The sequence below is a fragment of the Dietzia sp. IBK-p2-16D genome, assembly GCF_057773085.1.
The window spans coordinates 1-510 of record NZ_JBYMTL010000024.1 but is presented as its reverse complement, the minus strand read 5'-3'; the positions used below and the strand labels follow the sequence as shown (position 1 = coordinate 510).

Annotated in this window: 1 pseudogene; it reads left to right on the top strand. The window is 72.0% G+C overall.

The annotated features are described in order from the left end of the window. Positions 1-510, top strand: a pseudogene (locus AC3DE3_RS17150) (HNH endonuclease); the annotation flags it as partial.

Here is a 510-nt window from a genome sequence, read left to right as displayed (position 1 = left end):
GCGGCGCATCGAGACCGACGCGTCGGCCGCCTCGGCGGACGGACTGGACGGTTCTCTGGACCAGCTCCGCGCCGACGCCCTCGCCGCGCTCGCCGTCTATCCGCCTGCTGGTGGCCCGTCCGCGACCGGCCCCGGCCCTGCGTCCGAGCGCAAAGACATCGAACTCGGCGACGTCAGGCTCGGGGCGGACCTCCCCCGACCCACACTGGGCAACGCCGCGCGGGCAGGTCAGCCGATCCGCATCAGCGTGATCGCCTCCGCGTCCAGGGGGCTGCCCAACCGTGTGGAGTTCGTCCACGGCACGTACAGCAGCTTCGAATGGCTCTGCACGGAACTGCTCGAGGGCGACGCTGCGAGCGTGCGGTTCGAACTCATCGACCCTTCCCCCGGCGTGCTCGACTCCCCCGAGCACGCCCTGCGCTACGTGATCACTCCGGCGATGGCCGAGCGGATCCGCATGCGCGACGGCACCTGCCGACACCCGGGGTGCTCGGTTCCCGCCGAGTCCTG